We start from the raw sequence: 19,854 nt of genomic DNA on the forward strand, positions 1-19,854 counted from the left end.
GCGCCGTCGTCATCACGATGGGCAACCGGCCCGAGGAGCTGCGCGCCCTGCTGGACTCGGTCGCCCGGCAGGAGGGTGACCCGGTCGAGGTGGTCGTCGTCGGCAACGGCTCGCCCGTCCCGGACGTCCCCGAGGGCGTGCGGACCATAGAGCTGCCCGAGAACCTGGGCATCCCCGGCGGGCGCAACGTCGGCATAGAGGCCTTCGGCCCCAGCGGCCGCGATGTCGACATATTGCTCTTCCTGGACGACGACGGCCTGCTCGCCCGGCACGACACCGCCGAGCTGTGCCGCGAGGCCTTCGCCGCCGACCCCCAGCTGGGCATCATCAGCTTCCGCATCGCCGACCCCGACACCGGCGAGACCCAGCGCCGGCACGTGCCGCGGCTGCGCGCCTCCGACCCGATGCGCTCCTCCCGTGTCACCACCTTCCTCGGCGGCGCCAACGCCGTCCGCACCCGCGTCCTCGCCGAGGTCGGGGGCCTGCCCGACGCGTTCTTCTACGCGCACGAGGAGACCGACCTGGCCTGGCGGGCACTCGACGCCGGCTGGATGATCGACTACCGGTCCGACATGGTGCTGTACCACCCGACGACCGCCCCCTCGCGGCACGCGGTCTACCACCGCATGGTCGCCCGCAACCGCGTCTGGCTCGCCCGCCGCAACCTCCCCGCCCTCCTGGTCCCGGTCTATCTGGGCGTCTGGCTGCTGCTCACCCTGCTCCGCCGCCCCTCGGGACCGGCCCTGAAGGCATGGTTCGGCGGTTTCCGGGAAGGCTGGACCACGCCCTGCGGACCGCGCCGCCCGATGCGCTGGCGTACGGTGTGGCGGCTCACCCGACTGGGCCGTCCCCCGGTCATCTGACAAGCTCGTCCCTGTGCGCCGGTGCGCCCGCGCGCCGGCAGGACGAACGCGAACCGAAGACGAAGACGAAAGTTTGCACACCTGTGAGTGAGACCACGCACGACGGCACGGCCGCGCCGACCGCGGCCCCGTCGCCCGACGAGGGACTGACGGCGGCCGCGCTGGCCGCCAGGTACGGGCTCTCCGTGAGCGGCGCCCGGCCCTCGCTCGTGGAGTACGTCCGTCAGCTCTGGGGGCGCCGCCACTTCATCCTCGCCTTCTCCCAGGCGAAGCTGACCGCGCAGTACAGCCAGGCCAAGCTCGGCCAGCTCTGGCAGGTGGCCACACCGCTGCTGAACGCGGGGGTCTACTACTTCATCTTCGGCGTGATCCTGCACGCGAGCCGCGGCCTGTCCCAGGACGTCTACATCCCGTTCCTGGTCACCGGCGTGTTCGTGTTCACCTTCACGCAGAGCTCGGTCATGTCGGGCGTCCGCGCGATCTCCGGCAACCTGGGACTGGTGCGCGCCCTGCACTTCCCGCGCGCCTCGCTGCCGATCTCCTTCTCGCTCCAGCAGCTCCAGCAGCTGCTCTTCTCGATGATCGTCATGTTCGTCGTGGCGATCGGCTTCGGCAGCTACCCGGGCCCGTCCTGGCTGCTGATCGTGCCGGTCCTGCTGCTGCAGTTCCTGTTCAACACCGGGCTCGCGCTGATCGTGGCCCGCATGGGCGCCAAGACCCCCGACCTGGCCCAGCTCATGCCGTTCATCCTGCGGACCTGGATGTACACCTCGGGTGTCATGTTCTCCATCAACAAGATGATGGAGGGCCGCTCCGAGATCGCGGTCCGGCTGCTCCAGGTCAACCCGGCCGCCGTCTACATGGACCTCATGCGCTACGCCCTGATCGACGGCTACGGTGCCTCGAACCTTCCGCCGCACGTCTGGGTCATCGCCCTGTTCTGGGCCGTGGCCGCCTTCGCCGGCGGTTTCGTGTACTTCTGGAAGGCGGAGGAGAGGTACGGCCGTGGTTGAGACGGACACCGAGTCCGGCGGGGACCTGCGCCCGACGGTCATCGCGGACGACCTGCACATCGTCTACCGGGTCAACGGGGCCAAGACCGGCAGGGGCAGCGCGACCGCGGCCCTGAGCCGCATCCTCAGGCGGGGCTCCGACGACACGGCGCGCGGGGTGCGCAAGGTGCACGCCGTGCGCGGGGTGTCGTTCGTCGCCTACCGCGGCGAGGCCATCGGCCTGATCGGCTCCAACGGCTCCGGCAAGTCCACCCTGCTGCGCGCCATCGCCGGCCTGCTGCCCGCGGAGAAGGGCAAGGTCTTCACCGACGGCCAGCCCTCCCTGCTGGGCGTGAACGCGGCCCTGATGAACGACCTGACGGGCGAGCGGAACATCATCCTGGGCGGTCTGGCCATGGGCATGTCCCGGGAGCAGATCAAGGAGCGCTACCAGGACATCGTCGACTTCTCGGGCATCAACGAGAAGGGCGACTTCATCACCCTGCCGATGCGCACGTACTCCTCCGGTATGGCGGCGCGTCTGCGCTTCTCCATCGCGGCCGCCAAGGACCACGACGTCCTCATGATCGACGAGGCGCTGGCCACCGGCGACCGCAAGTTCCAGAAGCGCTCCGAGGAACGCATCCGGGAACTGCGCAAGGAGGCCGGCACGGTCTTCCTGGTCAGTCACAACAACAAGTCCATCCGCGACACCTGCAACCGCGTGCTGTGGCTGGAACGCGGTGAACTGCGCATGGACGGCCCCACCGAAGAGGTCCTGAAGGAGTACGAGAAGTTCACCGGCAAGTGACGCGTTTCGGCCAGGGCCCCGCCGGACCTCCTCCGGCGGGGCCCCGCGTCTGCAAAGGAAACGTCAACTCGGCCTGGCGTTAGGAATCTTGGCATCAATCGGTGTGTTGTTGTGATGTGCAGGACACCCCGACGGTCCGTGCATCGTTGTACAACGTAAGCTGTACCGGTGCCGGAAACCGGCAAGTGGGGCGATAACACGCGACACCCTGCGACGGGACGGCCCCCCGCGGTGCGGGGCGGCGTGTCCGAAATAGTGTGTATTGGGTCGGCAGTGTAGAACGGGAGATGTGACGGCAATGGCTACGGAAACTCCCCTGCTCAGCGCAGCATGTGCCGTCCCGGCCCCGGGCACCGCCCGATGACGGCCACCGGCACGGCGCCCGGTCTGGAACGCGCCACGCTGGACAAGGCCGCGGGTGAGAACTTCCCCGTGGCCCCCTTCTTCCTGCCCCGGGCCTGGCGCGAGGACCTCATGGCCGTCTACGGCTTCGCCCGCCTCGTGGACGACATCGGCGACGGCGACCTCGCCCCCGGCGGCGCGGACGCCCGGCTGCTCGGCGTGTCGCCCGCCGCGGCCGCGGACCGGCTGGTCCTGCTCGACGCCTTCGAGGCCGACCTGCGCCGCGTCTTCGGCGGCACCCCGAACCACCCGCTGCTGCGCCGCCTGCAGCCCACCGTCCGCCGCCGCGCCCTCACCCCCGAACCCTTCCTCGGCCTGATCGCCGCCAACCGCCAGGACCAGCTCGTCACCCGGTACGAGACCTACGACGACCTCCTCGCCTACTGCGAACTGTCCGCCAACCCCGTCGGCCGCCTCGTCCTCGCCGTCACCGGCACCTCCACCCCCGAACGGGTCCGGCTGTCCGACGCGATCTGCACGGCCCTGCAGATCGTGGAAGACCTCCAGGACGTCGCCGAGGACCTCGGCCGCGACCGGATCTACCTCCCCGCCGCGGACATGAAGCGCTTCCACGTCCGGGAAACGGACCTCGCCGCGAAAACCGCGGGCGCATCGGTGCGCGCCCTGGTTGCATACGAAGCACAACGCGCCCGCGATCTGCTGAATGAAGGCGCCCCTCTGGTGGGTAGCGTCCACGGAAGGCTGAAGCTGCTGCTCGCGGGGTTCGTGGCGGGGGGAAGGGCGGCGATCCGGGCGATCGCCGACGCCGAGTACGACGTACTTCCCGGCCCGCCCAGACCCGGCAAGGTCCAGTTGCTGCGCGAGGCGGGCGTGATCCTGCGAGGAGAGGGGTGATCCGGACCGTGGAGTCTCCGTCGCACGTGTCCGCGCCGGTACTCGCCGCCTACAGCTACTGCGAGGCCGTGACCGGGCAGCAGGCCCGCAACTTCGCGTACGGCATCCGGCTGCTGCCGACGGCCAAGCGCCGAGCCATGTCGGCGCTGTACGCGTTCTCCCGGCGCGTGGACGACATCGGCGACGGCGACCTGGCCGACGAGGTCAAGCTGACGCGCCTGGAGGACACCCGGGCGCTGCTCGCCCGGATCCGCGGGGGCGAGGTCGAGGAGGACGACACCGACCCGGTGGCCGTCGCCCTCAGCCACGCCGCGGACGCCTTCCCGATCCCGCTCGGCGGCCTCGACGAACTTATCGACGGCGTCCAGATGGACGTACGAGGGGAGACCTACGAGACCTGGGACGACCTGAAGACGTACTGCCGGTGTGTCGCCGGTGCCATCGGCCGCCTCTCGCTCGGCGTGTTCGGCACCGAACCCGGCGCCCGCGGCGCCGAACGCGCCGCCGAGTACGCCGACACGCTCGGCCTCGCCCTGCAGCTCACCAACATCCTGCGCGACGTCCGCGAGGACGCGGCCGGCGGCCGTACCTACCTGCCCGCCGACGACCTCGCCAAGTTCGGCTGCTCGGCCGGGTTCCACGGGCCGACCGCACCGGAGGGCTCCGACTTCGCCGGCCTCGTCCACTTCGAAGTGCGACGCGCCCGGGCCCTGTTCGCCGAGGGCTACCGGCTGCTGCCCATGCTCGACCGGCGCAGCGGCGCCTGTGTGGCCGCGATGGCCGGCATCTACCGCCGGCTGCTGGACCGCATCGAGCGCGACCCGGAGGCCGTGCTGCGCGGCCGGGTCTCGCTGCCCGGCCACGAGAAGGCCTACGTCGCCGTGCGCGGCCTGTCCGGCCTCGACACCCGGCACGTGACCCGCCAGGTCTCCCGGCGCTCGGTCCGGAGGCGCGCCTGATGCAGCGCACCGCGCCAGAGCCGGCCAGAGCGGACGACACGCGACAGGCAACCCCTCCCTGCGGCGTGGCGTCCCTGACTGCGACGGCCGGGCGTGCACCGTTCAACCAGCACACGCGCGCCCCCGGGGGCCGCGAGGCCCTGTCGGGCCTGCGGCCACCGCCGCGTGGGCACGACCGGCCACGAGGAAGCCGCGGACGAAGGGCGGCCCCTCCCCGCCCGGCCCGCGCAGCGCACGCGCACGTAGGGAAGGACGCACGATGAGCGACGGCTCACCCCCCGCACCGGCGCGGCCCGGCGCCCCGCGCACCACAGGCCGCAGTGCGGTCGTGGTCGGCGGCGGCCTCGCCGGGATCACCGCGGCGCTCGCCCTCGCCGACGCGGGCGTCCACGTCACCCTGCTCGAAGGCAGGCCCAGGCTCGGCGGCCTGGCCTTCTCCTTCCAGCGCGGCGAACTGACCGTCGACAACGGCCAGCACGTGTACCTGCGCTGCTGCACCGCCTACCGCTGGTTCCTCGACCGGATCGAGGGCGCGGCGCTGGCACCGCTGCAGGACCGCCTGGACGTGCCCGTCGTCGACGCCGCCAAGTCCGAGGGACGGCGGCTCGGCCGGCTGCGGCGCGACCCGCTGCCCGTCCCCCTCCACCTGGGGCGCAGCCTGGCCGCCTATCCGCACCTCTCGCTCGCCGAGCGCGCGGCCGTCGGGCGTGCCGCGCTCGCGCTCAAGAGGCTCGACCTCGCCGATCCGGCCCTGGACACCCAGGACTTCGGCAGCTGGCTGGCCGCGCACGGCCAGTCGGCGCGCGCCGTCGAGGCCCTGTGGGACCTGGTCGGCGTCGCCACCCTCAACGCGGTCGCGGGCGACGCCTCGCTGGGGCTCGCCGCGATGGTCTTCAAGACCGGTCTGCTGTCCGACCCGGGCGCGGCCGACATCGGCTGGGCCCGCGTCCCGCTGGGCGAACTGCACGACCGGCTGGCCCGCAGGGCGCTCGACTCCGCGGGCGTGCGTACCGAGGTCCGTACACGCGTCACCTCCGTCTCCTCCAACGAGAACGGGGCCTGGAGCGTTCAGGTTCCCGGCGAGACGCTCACCGCGGACGCCGTCGTCCTCGCCGTACCCCAGCGCGAGGCCCACGACCTGCTGCCGCCCGGCGCCCTCGACGCGCCCGAGCGGCTGCTGGAGATCGGCACCGCGCCCATCCTCAACGTCCATGTGGTCTACGACCGCCCGGTGCTCGCGCGGCCCTTCTTCGCCGCCCTCGGCAGCCCCGTGCAGTGGGTGTTCGACCGCACCCACGCGTCCGGGCTGCGCTCGGGCCAGTACCTCGCGCTGTCGCAGTCGGCCGCGCAGGACGAGATCGACACCCCCGTCGCCGAGCTGCGCGAGCGCTACCTGCCCGAGCTGGAACGGATCGTCCCGGGTGCGCGCGCGGCCGTGGTGGAGGACTTCTTCGTGACCCGGGAGCGCACGGCGACGTTCGCCCCCACCCCCGGCGTCGGGCGGCTGCGGCCCGGCGCCCGCACCAAGGCCCCCGGCCTGTACCTGGCCGGAGCGTGGACCGCCACCGGGTGGCCCGCGACCATGGAGAGTGCGGTCCGCAGCGGAGTGAGCGCGGCCGACGCCGCCCTCGGCGCCCTGGGCCGGCCCCGTCCCCGCCACCTCTTCGAGTTCGAGGAGGCGGCCTGATGCCCGATCAGCAGGCGGCGCGCCCCCGCACCCCCGGCACCGCAACAAGAGGAGAGACTGTGCCCCCTGTGCCCCCGGCCCCGACGCCCGCTCCACGGGCCGCGGTGGACGTCACCGCGCTGCTGGAGCGCGGCCGGACCCTGGCCACACCGGTGCTGCGCGCGGCCGTCGACCGCCTGGCGCCTCCCATGGACACCGTCGCCGCCTACCACTTCGGCTGGATCGACGCCGCCGGCAACCCCGCCGACGGCGACGGCGGCAAGGCCGTCCGCCCCGCGCTCGCCGTGCTCTCCGCCGAGGTCACCGGCGCCGCCCCCGAGGTGGGCATCCCGGGCGCGGTCGCCGTCGAACTCGTGCACAACTTCTCGCTGCTGCACGACGACCTGATGGACGGCGACGAGCAGCGCCGGCACCGCGACACCGTCTGGAAGGTGCACGGCCCCGCCCAGGCCATCCTGGTCGGCGACGCCCTGTTCGCGCTCGCCGGCGAGGTCCTGCTGGAACTCGGCACGGTCGAGGCCGGCCGCGCCACCCGCCGCCTGACCACGGCCACCCGCGCCCTGATCGACGGCCAGGCCCAGGACATCTCCTACGAGCACCGCGACCGGGTCAGCGTCGAGGAGTGCCTGGAGATGGAGGGCAACAAGACCGGCGCCCTGCTCGCCTGCGCCTCCTCCATCGGCGCGGTCCTCGGCGGCGCGGACGACGCCACCGCCGACGCGCTGGAACGGTACGGCTACCACCTCGGCCTCGCCTTCCAGGCCGTGGACGACCTGCTCGGCATCTGGGGCGACCCGGAGGCCACCGGCAAGCAGACCTGGAGCGACCTGCGCCAGCGCAAGAAGTCCCTGCCGGTGGTGGCCGCGCTCGCGGCCGGCGGTCCCGCCTCCGAGCGACTCGGCGAGATCCTCGCCGCCGACGCCAAGGCCAGCGACTTCGAGAACTTCTCCGAGGAGGAGTTCGCCGCCCGTGCCGCGCTCATCGAGGAGGCCGGCGGGCGCGCGTGGACGGCCGAGGAAGCGCGCCGCCAGCACACCGTCGCCATCGAGGCCCTCGACGCCGTCCACATGCCCGACCGGGTGCGGGACGCCTTCTCGGCGCTCGCGGACTTCGTCGTCGTACGAAAGAGATGATCACTATCGGCCTGATAAGCCTCGCGTAGTCGCCGGCCGGTGCCGAAGGGTTCACGGACACCGGCCGACGGCGGACCCACAGCAGCACGACTCGCACGACTGCACGAAGGGGAAGCCATGACAGCGACGACCGACGGAAGCACCGGGGCGACCTTGCCGTCCCGCGCTGCCGCGGCCAGCGACACCACCCTCACCACCCCCGAGACGGCCGGGGTACCCGAAGCCGCCGCCCGCGCCGCCCGCCGCGCCACCGACTTCCTGCTCGCCACGCAGGACGCCCAGGGCTGGTGGAAGGGCGACCTGGAGACCAACGTCACCATGGACGCCGAGGACCTGATGCTCCGCCAGTTCCTGGGCATCCTGGACGACGAGACCGCGGGGGCGGCCGCGAAGTTCGTCCGCGGCGAGCAGCGCGAGGACGGCGCCTGGGCCACCTTCTACGGCGGGCCCGGCGACCTGTCCGCGACCGTCGAGGCGTACGTCGCCCTGCGCCTGGCCGGCGACGCGCCCGACGCCCCGCACATGGCCAAGGCCTCCGCCTGGATCCGCGAACGCGGGGGCATCGCGGCCGCCCGGGTCTTCACCCGGATCTGGCTCGCCCTGTTCGGCTGGTGGAAGTGGGAGGACCTGCCCGAACTTCCCCCGGAACTCATCTACTTCCCCACCTGGTTCCCGCTCAACATCTACAACTTCGGCTGCTGGGCGCGGCAGACCATCGTGCCGCTCACCATCGTCTCCGCCAAACGCCCGGTCCGCCCGGCCCCCTTCGCCCTGGACGAGCTGCACACCGACCCCGCGCAGCCGAACCCGCCGCAGCCGCTCGCCCCGGTGGCGAGCTGGGACGGCGTCTTCCAGCGGCTGGACAAGGTGGTCCGCGGTTACCGCAGGGTCGCCGTGCGCAGACTCCGCAGAGCCGCGATGAACTCGGCGGCCCGCTGGATCATCGAACGCCAGGAGAACGACGGCTGCTGGGGCGGCATCCAGCCCCCGGCCGTGTACTCGGTGATCGCCCTGCACCTGCTCGGCTACGACCTGGAGCACCCGGTGCTGCGCGAGGGCCTCGCCTCGCTGGACCGCTTCGCCGTCTGGCGCGAGGACGGCGCCCGGATGATCGAGGCCTGCCAGTCCCCGGTCTGGGACACCTGCCTGGCCACCATCGCGCTCGTCGACGCCGGGCTCCCCGTCGACCATCCGCAACTGGTCAAGGCGGCCGACTGGATGCTCGGCGAGGAGATCGTCCGGCCCGGCGACTGGGCCGTTCGCCGCCCCCACCTTCCGCCGGGAGGCTGGGCGTTCGAGTTCCACAACGACAACTACCCCGACATCGACGACACCGCCGAGGTCGCCCTCGCGCTGCGCCGGGTCCGCCACCACGACCCGGAGCGGGTGGACAAGGCCATCGGGCGGGCGGTGCGCTGGAACCTCGGCATGCAGTCGAAGAACGGTGCCTGGGGCGCCTTCGACGTCGACAACACCAGCCCGTTCCCCAACCGGCTGCCGTTCTGCGACTTCGGCGAGGTCATCGACCCGCCGTCCGCCGACGTCACCGCGCACGTCGTGGAGATGCTCGCCGCCGAGGGCCTGGCCGACGACCCGCGCACCCGGCGCGGCATCGACTGGCTGCTCGCCGAACAGGAGCCCAACGGCTCGTGGTTCGGGCGCTGGGGCGTCAACTACGTGTACGGCACCGGGTCCGTGGTGCCCGCCCTGACGGCAGCCGGACTGCCCGGCTCGCATCCCGCGATCCGGCGGGCCGTGGCCTGGCTGGAGAGCGTCCAGAACGACGACGGCGGCTGGGGCGAGGACCTGCGCTCCTACAAGTACGCCAAGGAGTGGAGCGGCCGGGGCGCCTCCACCGCCTCGCAGACCGCGTGGGCGCTCATGGCGCTGCTCGCCGCCGGCGAGAAGGAGTCCAAGGCCGTCGAGCGCGGCGTGCAGTGGCTGGCCGAGACCCAGCGGGAGGACGGCACCTGGGACGAGCCGTACTTCACCGGCACCGGCTTCCCCTGGGACTTCTCCATCAACTACCACCTGTACCGGCAGGTGTTCCCGCTCACCGCGCTCGGCCGGTACCTGCACGGCGACCCCTTCGAGCGCCATCTGCTCACCAGGAAGCCGCTGTCCGGGGCCAAGGTGAGCTGAGGTGAGCAACCAGCCCGCACCGGCCCCGCTGCTGATCGCCTGCGCGCTCGGCATCGAGCACCTCGCCCTGCGCACCGGTGACCACGGCGGCGCCGGCGGGCCGGTCACCCTCGTCCGCACGGGCATGGGCCCCCGTGCGGCGGAACGCTCCGTCACCCGGCGCCTGGCCGGCCCGGCGGCGGCCGACACGGCCGTGCTGGCCACCGGTTTCTGCGCCGGGCTCGCCTCCGGCATGCACCCCGGCGACCTGGTCGTCGCCGAGGAGACCCGGGACCCGCGCGGGACCGTCCCGTGCGTGGGCACCGAACGGCTGGTCAAGGAACTCGTGCGGCTGCTGCCCGGCCGCACGGTCCACACCGGCCCGCTCACCGGCTCCGGCCACGTCGTCCGAGGGCCCGAGCGGTCCGATCTGCTCGCCACCGGCGCGATCGCGGTCGACATGGAGTCCGCGGCCACGCTGCTGGCCGCCGTCCGCACGGGCGAACGCCCGGTCGCGGCCGTCCGGGTGGTCGTGGACGCTCCCGAACACGAACTCGTCCGGATCGGCACGGTGCGCGGTGGAATAACCGCCTTCCGTGTTCTGCGTTCCATCCTTCCCGCATTTTTCGAATGGCACCGTTCTTTGCTGCTCCCCCGGAGGTGAGCCAGATGGCCATGCCGTTGCGCCAGTCCATCAAGGTCGCTACATACCTGGCTGAACAGAAGATCCGCAGGCGGGACAAGTTCCCGCTCATCGTGGAACTGGAACCGTTGTTCGCCTGCAATCTGAAGTGCGAGGGCTGCGGCAAGATCCAGCACCCGGCCGGTGTGCTCAAGCAGCGCATGCCGGTCGCCCAGGCGGTGGGCGCGGTGCTGGAGTCCGGTGCGCCGATGGTCTCCATCGCGGGCGGCGAGCCGCTGATGCACCCCCAGATCGACGAGATCGTCCGGCAGCTGGTGGCGAAGCGGAAATACGTCTTCCTGTGCACCAACGCGATGCTGCTGCGCAAGAAGATGGACAAGTTCACCCCCTCGCCCTATTTCGCCTTCGCCGTACACATCGACGGACTGCGTGAGCGGCACGACGAGTCCGTGGCGAAGGAGGGGGTGTTCGACGAGGCGGTGGAGGCCATCAAGGAGGCCAAGCGGCGCGGCTTCCGGGTGACCACCAACTCCACCTTCTTCAACACCGACACCCCGCAGACCATCATCGAGGTGCTCAACTTCCTCAACGACGACCTCAAGGTCGACGAAATGATGATCTCGCCCGCCTACGCCTACGAGAAGGCCCCCGACCAGGAGCACTTCCTGGGCGTCGAGCAGACCCGCGAGCTGTTCAAGAAGGCCTTCGCGGGCGGCAACCGCAAGAAGTGGCGGCTCAACCACTCCCCGCTCTTCCTGGACTTCCTGGAGGGCAAGGTCGACTTCCCGTGCACCGCGTGGGCGATCCCCAACTACTCGCTCTTCGGCTGGCAGCGCCCCTGCTACCTGATGAGCGACGGGTACGTGCCGACGTACCGTGAACTCATCGAGAAGACCGACTGGGACAAGTACGGCCGCGGCAAGGACCCGCGCTGCGCCAACTGCATGGCGCACTGCGGCTACGAGCCCACCGCCGTCCTCGCCACCATGGGCTCCCTGAAGGAGTCGCTGCGGGCGATGCGCGAGACCGTCTCCGGAAACCGGGACTGACCCGGTGACCGCCGTCCCCTTGGGCGTTCCCGAGGTACCGGTCCGCCCGGTCGCGCCGCGGCGGCCCTCGCGGCGGATCCAGGTCGGGCCGGTGGCGGTCGGGGGCGGGGCGCCTGTGTCGGTGCAGTCGATGACGACGACCCGTACCTCCGACATCGGCGCCACCCTCCAGCAGATCGCGGAACTCACCGCCGCCGGCTGCCAGATCGTCCGCGTCGCCTGCCCCACGCAGGACGACGCGGACGCCCTCGCGACCATCGCCCGCAAGTCGCAGATCCCGGTGATCGCGGACATCCACTTCCAGCCCAAGTACGTCTTCGCCGCCATCGAGGCCGGCTGCGCCGCCGTCCGCGTCAACCCCGGCAACATCAAGCAGTTCGACGACAGGGTCAAGGAGATCGCGCGGGCCGCCAAGGACCACGGCACCCCGATCCGCATCGGCGTCAACGCCGGTTCCCTCGACCGGCGCCTGCTCCAGAAGTACGGCAAGGCCACCCCCGAGGCCCTGGTCGAGTCGGCCCTGTGGGAGGCGTCCCTCTTCGAGGAGCACGACTTCCGGGACATCAAGATCTCGGTCAAGCACAACGACCCGGTCGTCATGATCGAGGCCTACCGCCGGCTCGCCGAGAGCTGCGACTACCCCCTCCACCTCGGCGTCACCGAGGCCGGCCCCGCCTTCCAGGGCACCATCAAGTCCGCCGTTGCCTTCGGGGCGTTGCTCTCCCAGGGCATCGGCGACACCATCCGGGTCTCCCTGAGCGCGCCGCCCGTCGAGGAGGTCAAGGTCGGCCTCCAGATCCTCCAGTCGCTCGGCCTGCGCCGGCGCGGCCTGGAGATCGTCTCCTGCCCGTCCTGCGGCCGCGCCCAGGTCGACGTCTACAAGCTCGCGGAGGAGGTCACCGCGGGCCTGGACGGCATGGAAGTGCCGCTCAGGGTCGCCGTGATGGGATGCGTGGTCAACGGTCCGGGGGAGGCCCGGGAAGCCGACCTCGGGGTCGCCTCGGGCAACGGCAAGGGGCAGATTTTCGTCAGGGGCGAGGTCGTCAGGACCGTACCGGAGTCGAAGATCGTGGAGACCCTCATCGAGGAGGCCATGAAGCTCGCCGAGCGGACGAGCGCCGCGGAACAGTCGGATTGAGGCAAGGCACGGACCGAGAGGGGGCCCGAGCGTGACCATTCTGGAGAGCATCCGTGGACCACGCGACCTGAAGGCGCTGTCCGAGGCGGAACTGGGTGAACTGTCCGAGGAGATACGCGAGTTCCTGGTGCACGCGGTGTCGCGGACCGGCGGCCACCTCGGGCCCAACCTGGGCGTGGTGGAACTGACCGTCGCCCTGCACCGCGTCTTCGAGTCACCCGCCGACCGGATCCTGTGGGACACCGGCCACCAGAGCTACGTCCACAAGCTGCTGACCGGCCGTCAGGACTTCTCGAAGCTGCGGGGCAAGGGCGGACTGTCGGGCTACCCCTCGCGCGAGGAGTCCGAGCACGACGTCGTCGAGAACAGTCACGCCTCCACCGCGCTCGGCTGGGCCGACGGCCTCGCCAAGGCCCACCAGGTGCTGGGGGAGAAGGGCCATGTGGTCGCCGTCATCGGTGACGGCGCGCTGACCGGAGGCATGGCCTGGGAGGCACTCAACAACATCGCCGCGGCCCGGGACCGGCCGCTGATCATCGTCGTCAACGACAACGAGCGCTCCTACGCGCCCACCATCGGCGGCCTCGCCAACCACCTGGCCACCCTGCGCACCACCGACGGCTACGAGAAGGTCCTCGCCTGGGGTAAGGACATGCTCCAGCGCACCCCGCTCGTCGGCACCACCCTCTACGAGTCCCTGCACGGCGCGAAGAAGGGCTTCAAGGACGCCTTCGCCCCACAGGGCATGTTCGAGGACCTGGGGCTGAAGTACGTCGGCCCGATCGACGGCCACGACGTCCGGGCCGTCGAGTCCGCGCTGCGCCGCGCGAAACGCTTCCACGGCCCCGTCCTGGTGCACTGCCTCACCGAGAAGGGCCGCGGCTACGAGCCTGCCCTCGCCCACGAGGAGGACCACTTCCACTCGGTCGGCGTGATGGACCCGCTGACCTGCGCACCGCTCGTCCCGTCCAGCGGGCCCTCCTGGACCTCGGTGTTCGGCGAGGAGATCGTACGGATCGGGGAGGAACGCGCGGACGTCGTGGCGATCACGGCGGCCATGCTGCACCCGGTGGGCCTCGCAAAGTTCGCCGAGCGCTTCCCGGACCGGGTGTGGGACGTGGGCATCGCCGAGCAGCACGCGACCGTCTCCGCGGCCGGCCTCGCCACCGGTGGGCTGCACCCGGTCGTCGCCGTCTACGCCACGTTCCTCAACCGCGCCTTCGACCAGCTGCTGATGGACGTCGCCCTGCACCGCTGCGGGGTCACCTTCGTCCTGGACCGGGCCGGTGTCACCGGCACCGACGGCCCCTCGCACAACGGCATGTGGGACATGTCCGTCCTCCAGGTCGTCCCGGGCCTCAGGATCGCCGCCCCGCGCGACGCCGACCAGCTGCGCGCCCAGCTGCGCGAGGCGGTCGCCGTGGACGACGCGCCCACCCTGGTCCGGTTCCCGAAGGAGTCCGTCGGACCGGGTGTCCCGGCGCTCGACCGGGTCGGCGGCATGGACGTCCTGCACCGCGCGGAACACCCCGAGGTGCTGCTGGTGGCCGTCGGCGTGATGGCCTCCGTGTGCCTCCAGGCCGCCGGGCTGCTCCAGGCCCGCGGCATCGGCTGCACGGTGATCGACCCGCGCTGGGTCAAACCCGTCGACCCGGAGTTGCCCGGCCTCGCCGCCCGGCACCGCCTGGTGGCCGTGGTCGAGGACAACAGCCGCGCCGCGGGCGTCGGTTCGGCGGTCGCGCTGGCGCTCGGGGACGCCGACGTGGACGTGCCGGTACGGCGCTTCGGGATCCCGGAGCAGTTCCTCGCGCACGCCAAACGCGGCGAGGTGCTGGCCGACATCGGCCTCACACCGGTGGAGATCGCCGGGCGGATCAGTGGGAGCCTGGCCGTCAAGGATGCGGACGGCACAGCCAAGGAGAGTGAATGACCACCGAGTTCGACCTCGGCGCCCTGCTCGCCGAGCGCGGAGCCGAGCGCTACGAGCTGCACGCGAGGCACCTCAACCCGCAACTGCCGCGCATGCTGCACACCATCGGCTTCGACAAGGTCTACGAACGCGCCGAGGGCGCCCACTTCTTCGACGCCGAGGGCAACGACTACCTGGACATGCTCGCCGGGTTCGGCGTGATGGGCCTGGGCCGCCACCACCCGGTGGTCCGCAAGGCGCTGCACGACGTCCTGGACCTGGACCTCGCCGACCTCACCCGCTTCGACTGCCAGCCGCTGCCCGGCCTGCTCGCCGAACGGCTCCTCGCGCACAGCCCGCACCTGGACCGGGTGTTCTTCGGCAACAGCGGAACGGAGGCGGTCGAGACGGCCCTGAAGTTCGCCCGGTACGCCACCGGCAGGCCCCGCGTCCTCTACTGCGACCACGCCTTCCACGGCCTGACCACCGGCTCCCTGTCGGTCAACGGCGAGCGCGGCTTCCGCGACGGTTTCGCCCCGCTGCTGCCCGACACCGCCGTACCGCTCGGCGATCTCGACGCCCTCGCCCGCGAGTTGGGCAAGGGCGACGTCGCCGCGCTGATCGTGGAGCCGATCCAGGGCAAGGGCGTACACGAGGCTCCGCCCGGCTATCTGCGGGCCGCGCAGGAACTGCTGCACCGGCACAAGGCGCTGCTCATCGCCGACGAGGTGCAGACCGGCCTCGGCCGCACCGGCGACTTCTACGCCTACCAGCACGAGGACGGCGTCGAACCGGACCTGGTGTGCGTGGCCAAGGCCCTGTCCGGCGGCTATGTGCCCGTCGGTGCCACCCTCGGCAAGGAGTGGATCTTCAAGAAGGTCTACTCGTCCATGGACCGGGTGCTGGTGCACTCGGCGAGCTTCGGCTCCAACGCCCAGGCGATGGCGTGCGGGCTCGCCGTGCTGTCGGTCATGGAGAACGAGCAGATCGTCGCCGGTGTGCGCCGGACGGGCGAGCTGCTGAAGTCCCGGCTCACCGCGCTGGTCGACAGGTACGAGCTGCTCGCCGACGTGCGCGGCCGGGGTCTGATGATCGGCATCGAGTTCGGCAGGCCGTCCTCGCTGAAGCTGCGCAGCCGCTGGTCAATGCTCCAGGCGGCCCGCAAGGGCCTGTTCGCGCAGATGGTCGTCGTGCCGCTGCTGCAGAAACACCGGATCCTCACCCAGGTCTCCGGTGACCACCTGGAGGTGATCAAGCTGATCCCGCCGCTGGTCGTCGACGAGGCGGACGTGGAGCGCTTCGTGGCCGCCTTCACCGCGGTCATGGACGACGCGCACAACGGCGGCGGCCTGATGTGGGACTTCGGCAAGACCCTCATCAAGCAGGCCGTGGCCAACCGCTGACCTTTTGCCTGTGGGGCAAGAAAATTGCCCCACGGGCAAGGGTGGGGCTCAATGGAGGCATGAACGCCTCAGACGCCGGGCCCGCGCCGGGCCCTGCCGAGGACGGCGGCCTGCCCGCCGTCGCTCCGCAGCTGCGCTCCCTGCGCCGGCGCGCCGGTCTCACGCTGGAGGCCGCGGCCCGCGCCGCCGGGCTCTCGCCGGCCCATCTGTCCCGTCTGGAGACCGGACACCGCCAGCCGTCGCTGCCGATGCTCCTCGCGCTCGCCCGTATCTACGGTACGACCGTCTCCGAGCTGCTCGGCGAGACGGTCGCCGACCGGGACGCGATCGTGCGGGCCGCCGACATGGAGCCGACCCGCGCGGGTGGCTGGACGTACGTCCAGGCCGGCGCGTCCGGCCGGGGCATGCAGGCCCTGCGGGTGCGGGTGCCGTACGGCTCGCAGGGCGACATCGTGCGCGTCCACCCCGGCGAGGAGTGGCTCTACGTCCTCACCGGGCGGCTGCGGCTGCGGCTCGGCGACACCGGGCACCTGCTCGGGCCCGGCGACAGCGCGCACTTCGACTCCCTCACCCCGCACCGCCTCGCCGCCGAGGACCACGACGGCGTGGAGCTGCTGTTCGTCCACACCCTGCTGCAGAGTCCCACGGCCACGATGTGCCTGGGCCCGCCGACCGGAGAGCTGCCATGAGTGACTACGAGACCGGTTTCCCGCGCTCCCTGTGGGTCCGGTTGATCATCTACATCGCCCTCGGACACGTCCTGGCCGCGTTCCTCTACCTGCTGTTCACGGTGGGCGGCAAGAGCTGACGGGTCAGTCCAGCAGGCGCTCGCGCAGCCGGTCGCGGGTCCCGGCCGAGAGGCCCAGGCCCCGCGCGAGGTACGTCTCCACGTCACCCCAGGTCTCCTCGATGCTCGCGAAGGCCGCCTCCAGGTACTCGGCGCGGGCGTCGAAGAGCGGGTCGAGCAGCTCCATCACCTCGGCGCTGTAGGCGGTGTCGGCGCTGCCGCTGCGGCGCACCCGGTAGCGCCGGTGCGCGGCGGCCGACTGCAGGTAGTCGGCGACGATCGCGTCCCGCTCCACCCCCAGGGCGAGCAGGGTCACCGCCATCGAGATGCCCGCGCGGTCCTTGCCGGCCGCGCAGTGCATCAGCGCGGGCACGCTGTCGTCGGCCAGCGCGTGCAGCACACGGGAGTGCTCGGCGGTGCGATCGACGACGATCCTGCGGTAGGAGGCGATCATGCGGGCCGCGCCCTTGCCGCCGTCCAGGATCGCGCGCAGCTGGTCGAGGTCGCCCTCGCGGACCATCGTCCAGAACTCGGCGCCGTCCGCCGGGTCGCTCAGCGGCAGGTTCACGTTCCGCACGCCGGGCAGTTCGACGTCGGGGCCCTCGAGCTTCTGGTCGGCCGCGTTGCGGAAGTCGAACACCGTGTGCAGGCCCAGGGAGGCGAGGAAGGCCGCGTCCTCCTGCGTCGCGTGCGCGAGATGGCCGCTGCGGAAGAGGACTCCATGACGCACCCGCCGTCCGTCCACGGTCGGCAGGCCGCCCACATCACGGAAATTGCGCACTCCGGCCAGCTCCGGCTCGGTCGACGGGACCTGCTGCGTCACGGGGGCTCCTCCCGGTCGGTCGCCGCCGTCGCGGCTCGTCGGCGGGCGCTCTGTCGACCATACGGCATCGATTTCCCGAGGCAATGAGTTGTCCACAGGCATTGCCAGCAGGCGGTTCGCCCCCGATGATGTTGGCACTTGCGCGGATCTGTTGGCACTTGTGAGGTCTCGATGGTGGACATCGCCAAAAACGGTCGTACCTGGCTCCTGTCGGGCCCCCACAGCAGCTACGCCCTGCATCTCACCGACGCGGACGAGCTGCTGCACCTGCACTGGGGGCCGCGGATCGCCCTCGCCGACGCCGAGGCGCTCGCGGTCCGCCCGCTGCCCGACTACTGGCCCTTCGAGTCCCCCCTCGACGGCCGCGAGGAGTACCCCGTCGAGGGCGGCCCCCGTTTCGTCCGCCCCGCCCTGTCCGTGCGCACCGAGGAGCGGCGCGGCACCGAGTGGCGCTTCACGTCGTACGACACGGAGGGCGACGAGCTGCGGCTGTGCTTCGACGACGACGGTGTGGGGATCACGCTGCACTACCGGATGCGCGGTGACGTGGTCGAGCGCTGGGTCACCGTCGAGAACGGCGGCCCTGCGCGCGTGGAGCTGCTGAGGGCCGACGCGGCCACCTGGACGCTGCCCGACCGCGAGGGCTGGCGGCTGTCCCAGCTGCACGGCCGCTGGGCCGCCGAGTCCCGGCTCACCGCCGCCCCCCTCACCTACGGCGAGAAGGTCCTCGGCAGCCGCCGCGGCCACACCGGCCACCAGCACCTGCCCTGGGTCGCCCTCGACACCGACGCCACCGAGGAGCGCGGCGAGGTCTACGGCTGCGCGCTCGGCTGGTCCGGCTCGTGGCGCATCGCGGTCGCCCAACTCCCGGACGCGCGCGTGCAGATCACCGGCGGCGCCGGCTACGACGACTCGGGCCTGCTGCTCCTCGCGCCCGGGGAGTCGTACACCACCCCGGTCTTCGCGGGCCTGTGGAGCGACGGCGGCTTCGGCGGCGCGAGCCGCGCCTGGCACGCCTACCAGCGCGCCTACGTCATCCCGGACGCCGACCAGGACCGGCCCGTGCTGTTCAACTCCTGGGAGGCCACCTTCTTCGACATCTCCGAGGAGCAGCAGCTCGCGCTCGCCCGCCGGGCCGCCGAGATCGGGATCGAGCTGTTCGTCGTCGACGACGGCTGGTTCGGCGCCCGCACCAGCGACCGGGCCGGCCTCGGCGACTGGACGCCCAACCCCGACCGCTTCCCGGGGGGCCTGAAGCCCCTCGCCGACCAGGTGCACGGCCTGGGCATGCGGTTCGGCATCTGGGTCGAGCCCGAGATGGTCAACCCCGACAGCGACCTGTACCGCGCCCACCCCGACTGGGTGCAGTACCAACCGGGACGCCGGCGGACGGAACTGCGCAACCAGCTCGTCCTCAACCTCGCCCGCGAGGACGTCCGGGAATACCTCTGGGAGCGGCTGGACACCCTGCTGTCCAGCGCCCCGATCGACTACGTGAAGTGGGACTTCAACCGCTGCTTCACCGACGCCGGCTGGCCCGGGGAGCCGTACCCGCAGCGCCTGTGGGTGGACCACGTCCGCGGCCTGTACGCCCTGCTGGACCGGCTGCGGGCGGCCCATCCCGGTGTCGCCTTCGAGTCCTGCTCGGGCGGCGGCGGCCGGATCGACCTCGGCGTGCTCGGCCGCACCGACCAGGTGTGGACCTCCGACAACACCGACCCGCTGGACCGGCTCGCCATCCAGCACGGCTTCACCCAGATACACCCCGCGCGCGTGATGGCGGCCTGGGTCACCGACAGCCCCAACACCCAGCTCAACGGGCGGGTCAGCTCGCTGCGGTTCCGGTTCGTCAGCGCCATGGCGGGCGTGCTCGGGGTCGGCGGAGACCTGACCGAGTGGAGCGCGCAGGAACTGGCGGAGGCCCGGCGGTGGGTGGACCTGTACAAGGAGATCCGCCCGGTCGTGCAGCACGGCGAGCTGTACCGGCTGCGGCCCCCGGCGGGCGGCCTGAGTGCCGTGCAGTACGTCCGGGACGGGGAGGTCGTCGTCCTCGCCTGGCTCCAGGCGCAGAGCCACGGCGAGCCGGTCCCGGCGGTACGGCTGCGGGGACTCGACCCGACCGCGTCGTACGAATGCCGCGAAACGGGCGAAGTGCATCGAGGTGCCGTACTGCTGCACCACGGGCTGCGCACCGGGCTGAAGGGCGACCTGGACGCGACGGTCGTCCGGCTGCGCCGCCTCTGATCGCGTCCCGACGTGGTTATTCCTGTTTGGCCGAG

General features: G+C 71.8%; 18 protein-coding genes. 17 read left to right on the top strand and 1 reads right to left on the bottom strand.

Annotation, left to right across the window (positions count from 1 at the left end; genetic code table 11):
- Positions 1-17: 17 nt before the first annotated feature.
- The 16 genes from ACZ3ZD_RS11610 to ACZ3ZD_RS11685 all read left to right on the top strand — a co-directional run bounded on the left by ACZ3ZD_RS11610 (position 18) and on the right by ACZ3ZD_RS11685 (position 16,773).
- Positions 18-863 carry a glycosyltransferase family 2 protein gene (locus ACZ3ZD_RS11610; RefSeq protein WP_467395823.1) on the top strand — a complete coding sequence of 282 codons (846 nt, stop codon included), beginning with the start codon at positions 18-20 and terminating at the stop codon, positions 861-863.
- A gap of 83 nt (positions 864-946) precedes the next feature.
- Positions 947-1,876 (top strand): ABC transporter permease, encoded by a 930-nt coding sequence (locus ACZ3ZD_RS11615; RefSeq protein WP_467395575.1) that lies wholly within the window; start codon positions 947-949, stop codon positions 1,874-1,876.
- Positions 1,869-2,666: an ABC transporter ATP-binding protein gene (locus tag ACZ3ZD_RS11620; RefSeq protein ID WP_467395576.1), complete on the top strand. Its 798-nt coding sequence runs from the start codon at positions 1,869-1,871 to the stop codon at positions 2,664-2,666. Before ACZ3ZD_RS11615 ends, ACZ3ZD_RS11620 begins: the two co-directional genes overlap by 8 nt.
- A 360-nt stretch (positions 2,667-3,026) precedes the next feature.
- A complete protein-coding gene (hpnC, locus tag ACZ3ZD_RS11625; RefSeq protein ID WP_467395577.1) occupies positions 3,027-3,923 on the top strand; it encodes a squalene synthase HpnC in 897 nt (298 codons plus the stop codon).
- The gene (gene hpnD, locus ACZ3ZD_RS11630) at positions 3,920-4,882 is read left to right on the top strand and encodes a presqualene diphosphate synthase HpnD (RefSeq protein WP_467395578.1); all 963 of its coding nucleotides are present in this window, start codon (positions 3,920-3,922) and stop codon (positions 4,880-4,882) included. The genes hpnC and hpnD overlap by 4 nt, the downstream gene beginning before the upstream one ends.
- Complete coding sequence (locus ACZ3ZD_RS11635; RefSeq protein WP_467395579.1) at positions 4,882-5,145, top strand: DUF6380 family protein; 264 nt, start codon at positions 4,882-4,884, stop codon at positions 5,143-5,145. The genes hpnD and ACZ3ZD_RS11635 overlap by 1 nt, the downstream gene beginning before the upstream one ends.
- On the top strand, positions 5,142-6,569 hold the full coding sequence (hpnE, locus tag ACZ3ZD_RS11640) for a hydroxysqualene dehydroxylase HpnE (protein ID WP_467395580.1): 1,428 nt from the start codon (positions 5,142-5,144) through the stop codon (positions 6,567-6,569). Before ACZ3ZD_RS11635 ends, hpnE begins: the two co-directional genes overlap by 4 nt.
- 68 nt (positions 6,570-6,637) lie before the next feature.
- Positions 6,638-7,702, top strand: a complete 1,065-nt coding sequence (locus ACZ3ZD_RS11645) for a polyprenyl synthetase family protein (RefSeq protein WP_467395824.1) — start codon at positions 6,638-6,640, stop codon at positions 7,700-7,702.
- A gap of 117 nt (positions 7,703-7,819) precedes the next feature.
- Positions 7,820-9,844 carry a squalene--hopene cyclase gene (shc, locus tag ACZ3ZD_RS11650; RefSeq protein ID WP_467395581.1) on the top strand — a complete coding sequence of 675 codons (2,025 nt, stop codon included), beginning with the start codon at positions 7,820-7,822 and terminating at the stop codon, positions 9,842-9,844.
- Position 9,845: 1 nt separating this feature from the next.
- Positions 9,846-10,487, top strand: coding sequence for a phosphorylase family protein (locus tag ACZ3ZD_RS11655; RefSeq protein ID WP_467395582.1), 642 nt, complete (start codon positions 9,846-9,848; stop codon positions 10,485-10,487).
- 5 nt (positions 10,488-10,492) lie between these two features.
- The gene (gene hpnH / locus ACZ3ZD_RS11660) at positions 10,493-11,515 is read left to right on the top strand and encodes an adenosyl-hopene transferase HpnH (RefSeq protein WP_467395583.1); all 1,023 of its coding nucleotides are present in this window, start codon (positions 10,493-10,495) and stop codon (positions 11,513-11,515) included.
- A gap of 4 nt (positions 11,516-11,519) precedes the next feature.
- Positions 11,520-12,653, top strand: coding sequence for a flavodoxin-dependent (E)-4-hydroxy-3-methylbut-2-enyl-diphosphate synthase (gene ispG, locus ACZ3ZD_RS11665; protein ID WP_467395584.1), 1,134 nt, complete (start codon positions 11,520-11,522; stop codon positions 12,651-12,653).
- Positions 12,654-12,684: 31 nt separating this feature from the next.
- Complete coding sequence (gene dxs, locus ACZ3ZD_RS11670) at positions 12,685-14,583, top strand: 1-deoxy-D-xylulose-5-phosphate synthase (RefSeq protein WP_467395585.1); 1,899 nt, start codon at positions 12,685-12,687, stop codon at positions 14,581-14,583.
- On the top strand, positions 14,580-15,965 hold the full coding sequence (locus tag ACZ3ZD_RS11675; protein ID WP_467395586.1) for an aspartate aminotransferase family protein: 1,386 nt from the start codon (positions 14,580-14,582) through the stop codon (positions 15,963-15,965). Before dxs ends, ACZ3ZD_RS11675 begins: the two co-directional genes overlap by 4 nt.
- Positions 15,966-16,024: 59 nt before the next feature.
- On the top strand, positions 16,025-16,654 hold the full coding sequence (locus ACZ3ZD_RS11680; RefSeq protein WP_467395587.1) for a helix-turn-helix domain-containing protein: 630 nt from the start codon (positions 16,025-16,027) through the stop codon (positions 16,652-16,654).
- Positions 16,651-16,773: a DUF6126 family protein gene (locus tag ACZ3ZD_RS11685; RefSeq protein WP_467395588.1), complete on the top strand. Its 123-nt coding sequence runs from the start codon at positions 16,651-16,653 to the stop codon at positions 16,771-16,773. Before ACZ3ZD_RS11680 ends, ACZ3ZD_RS11685 begins: the two co-directional genes overlap by 4 nt.
- Positions 16,774-16,777: 4 nt before the next feature.
- Here ACZ3ZD_RS11685 and ACZ3ZD_RS11690 read toward each other — a convergent pair whose 3' ends face one another.
- A complete protein-coding gene (locus ACZ3ZD_RS11690) occupies positions 16,778-17,575 on the bottom strand; it encodes a tyrosine-protein phosphatase (protein ID WP_467395589.1) in 798 nt (265 codons plus the stop codon).
- A gap of 171 nt (positions 17,576-17,746) precedes the next feature.
- Here ACZ3ZD_RS11690 and ACZ3ZD_RS11695 point away from each other — a divergent pair, with 171 nt between their 5' ends.
- Complete coding sequence (locus ACZ3ZD_RS11695) at positions 17,747-19,819, top strand: alpha-galactosidase (RefSeq protein WP_467395590.1); 2,073 nt, start codon at positions 17,747-17,749, stop codon at positions 19,817-19,819.
- Positions 19,820-19,854 lie beyond the last annotated feature (35 nt).

Source organism: Streptomyces sp. NPDC023481 (genome assembly GCF_055560195.1).

Excerpts from the sequence above, each read along its gene's own strand:
- hpnE (WP_467395580.1), top strand. The coding sequence starts at position 5,142 with ATGAGCGACGGCTCACCCCCCGCACCGGCGCGGCCCGGCGCCCCGCGC.
- ACZ3ZD_RS11675 (WP_467395586.1), top strand. The coding sequence starts at position 14,580 with ATGACCACCGAGTTCGACCTCGGCGCCCTGCTCGCCGAGCGCGGAGCC.
- ACZ3ZD_RS11610 (WP_467395823.1), top strand. The coding sequence starts at position 18 with ATGGGCAACCGGCCCGAGGAGCTGCGCGCCCTGCTGGACTCGGTCGCC.
- shc (WP_467395581.1), top strand. The coding sequence starts at position 7,820 with ATGACAGCGACGACCGACGGAAGCACCGGGGCGACCTTGCCGTCCCGC.
- ACZ3ZD_RS11695 (WP_467395590.1), top strand. The coding sequence starts at position 17,747 with ATGGTGGACATCGCCAAAAACGGTCGTACCTGGCTCCTGTCGGGCCCC.
- ACZ3ZD_RS11685 (WP_467395588.1), top strand. The coding sequence starts at position 16,651 with ATGAGTGACTACGAGACCGGTTTCCCGCGCTCCCTGTGGGTCCGGTTG.
- ACZ3ZD_RS11680 (WP_467395587.1), top strand. The coding sequence starts at position 16,025 with ATGAACGCCTCAGACGCCGGGCCCGCGCCGGGCCCTGCCGAGGACGGC.
- hpnH (WP_467395583.1), top strand. The coding sequence starts at position 10,493 with ATGGCCATGCCGTTGCGCCAGTCCATCAAGGTCGCTACATACCTGGCT.
- hpnC (WP_467395577.1), top strand. The coding sequence starts at position 3,027 with ATGACGGCCACCGGCACGGCGCCCGGTCTGGAACGCGCCACGCTGGAC.
- ACZ3ZD_RS11635 (WP_467395579.1), top strand. The coding sequence starts at position 4,882 with ATGCAGCGCACCGCGCCAGAGCCGGCCAGAGCGGACGACACGCGACAG.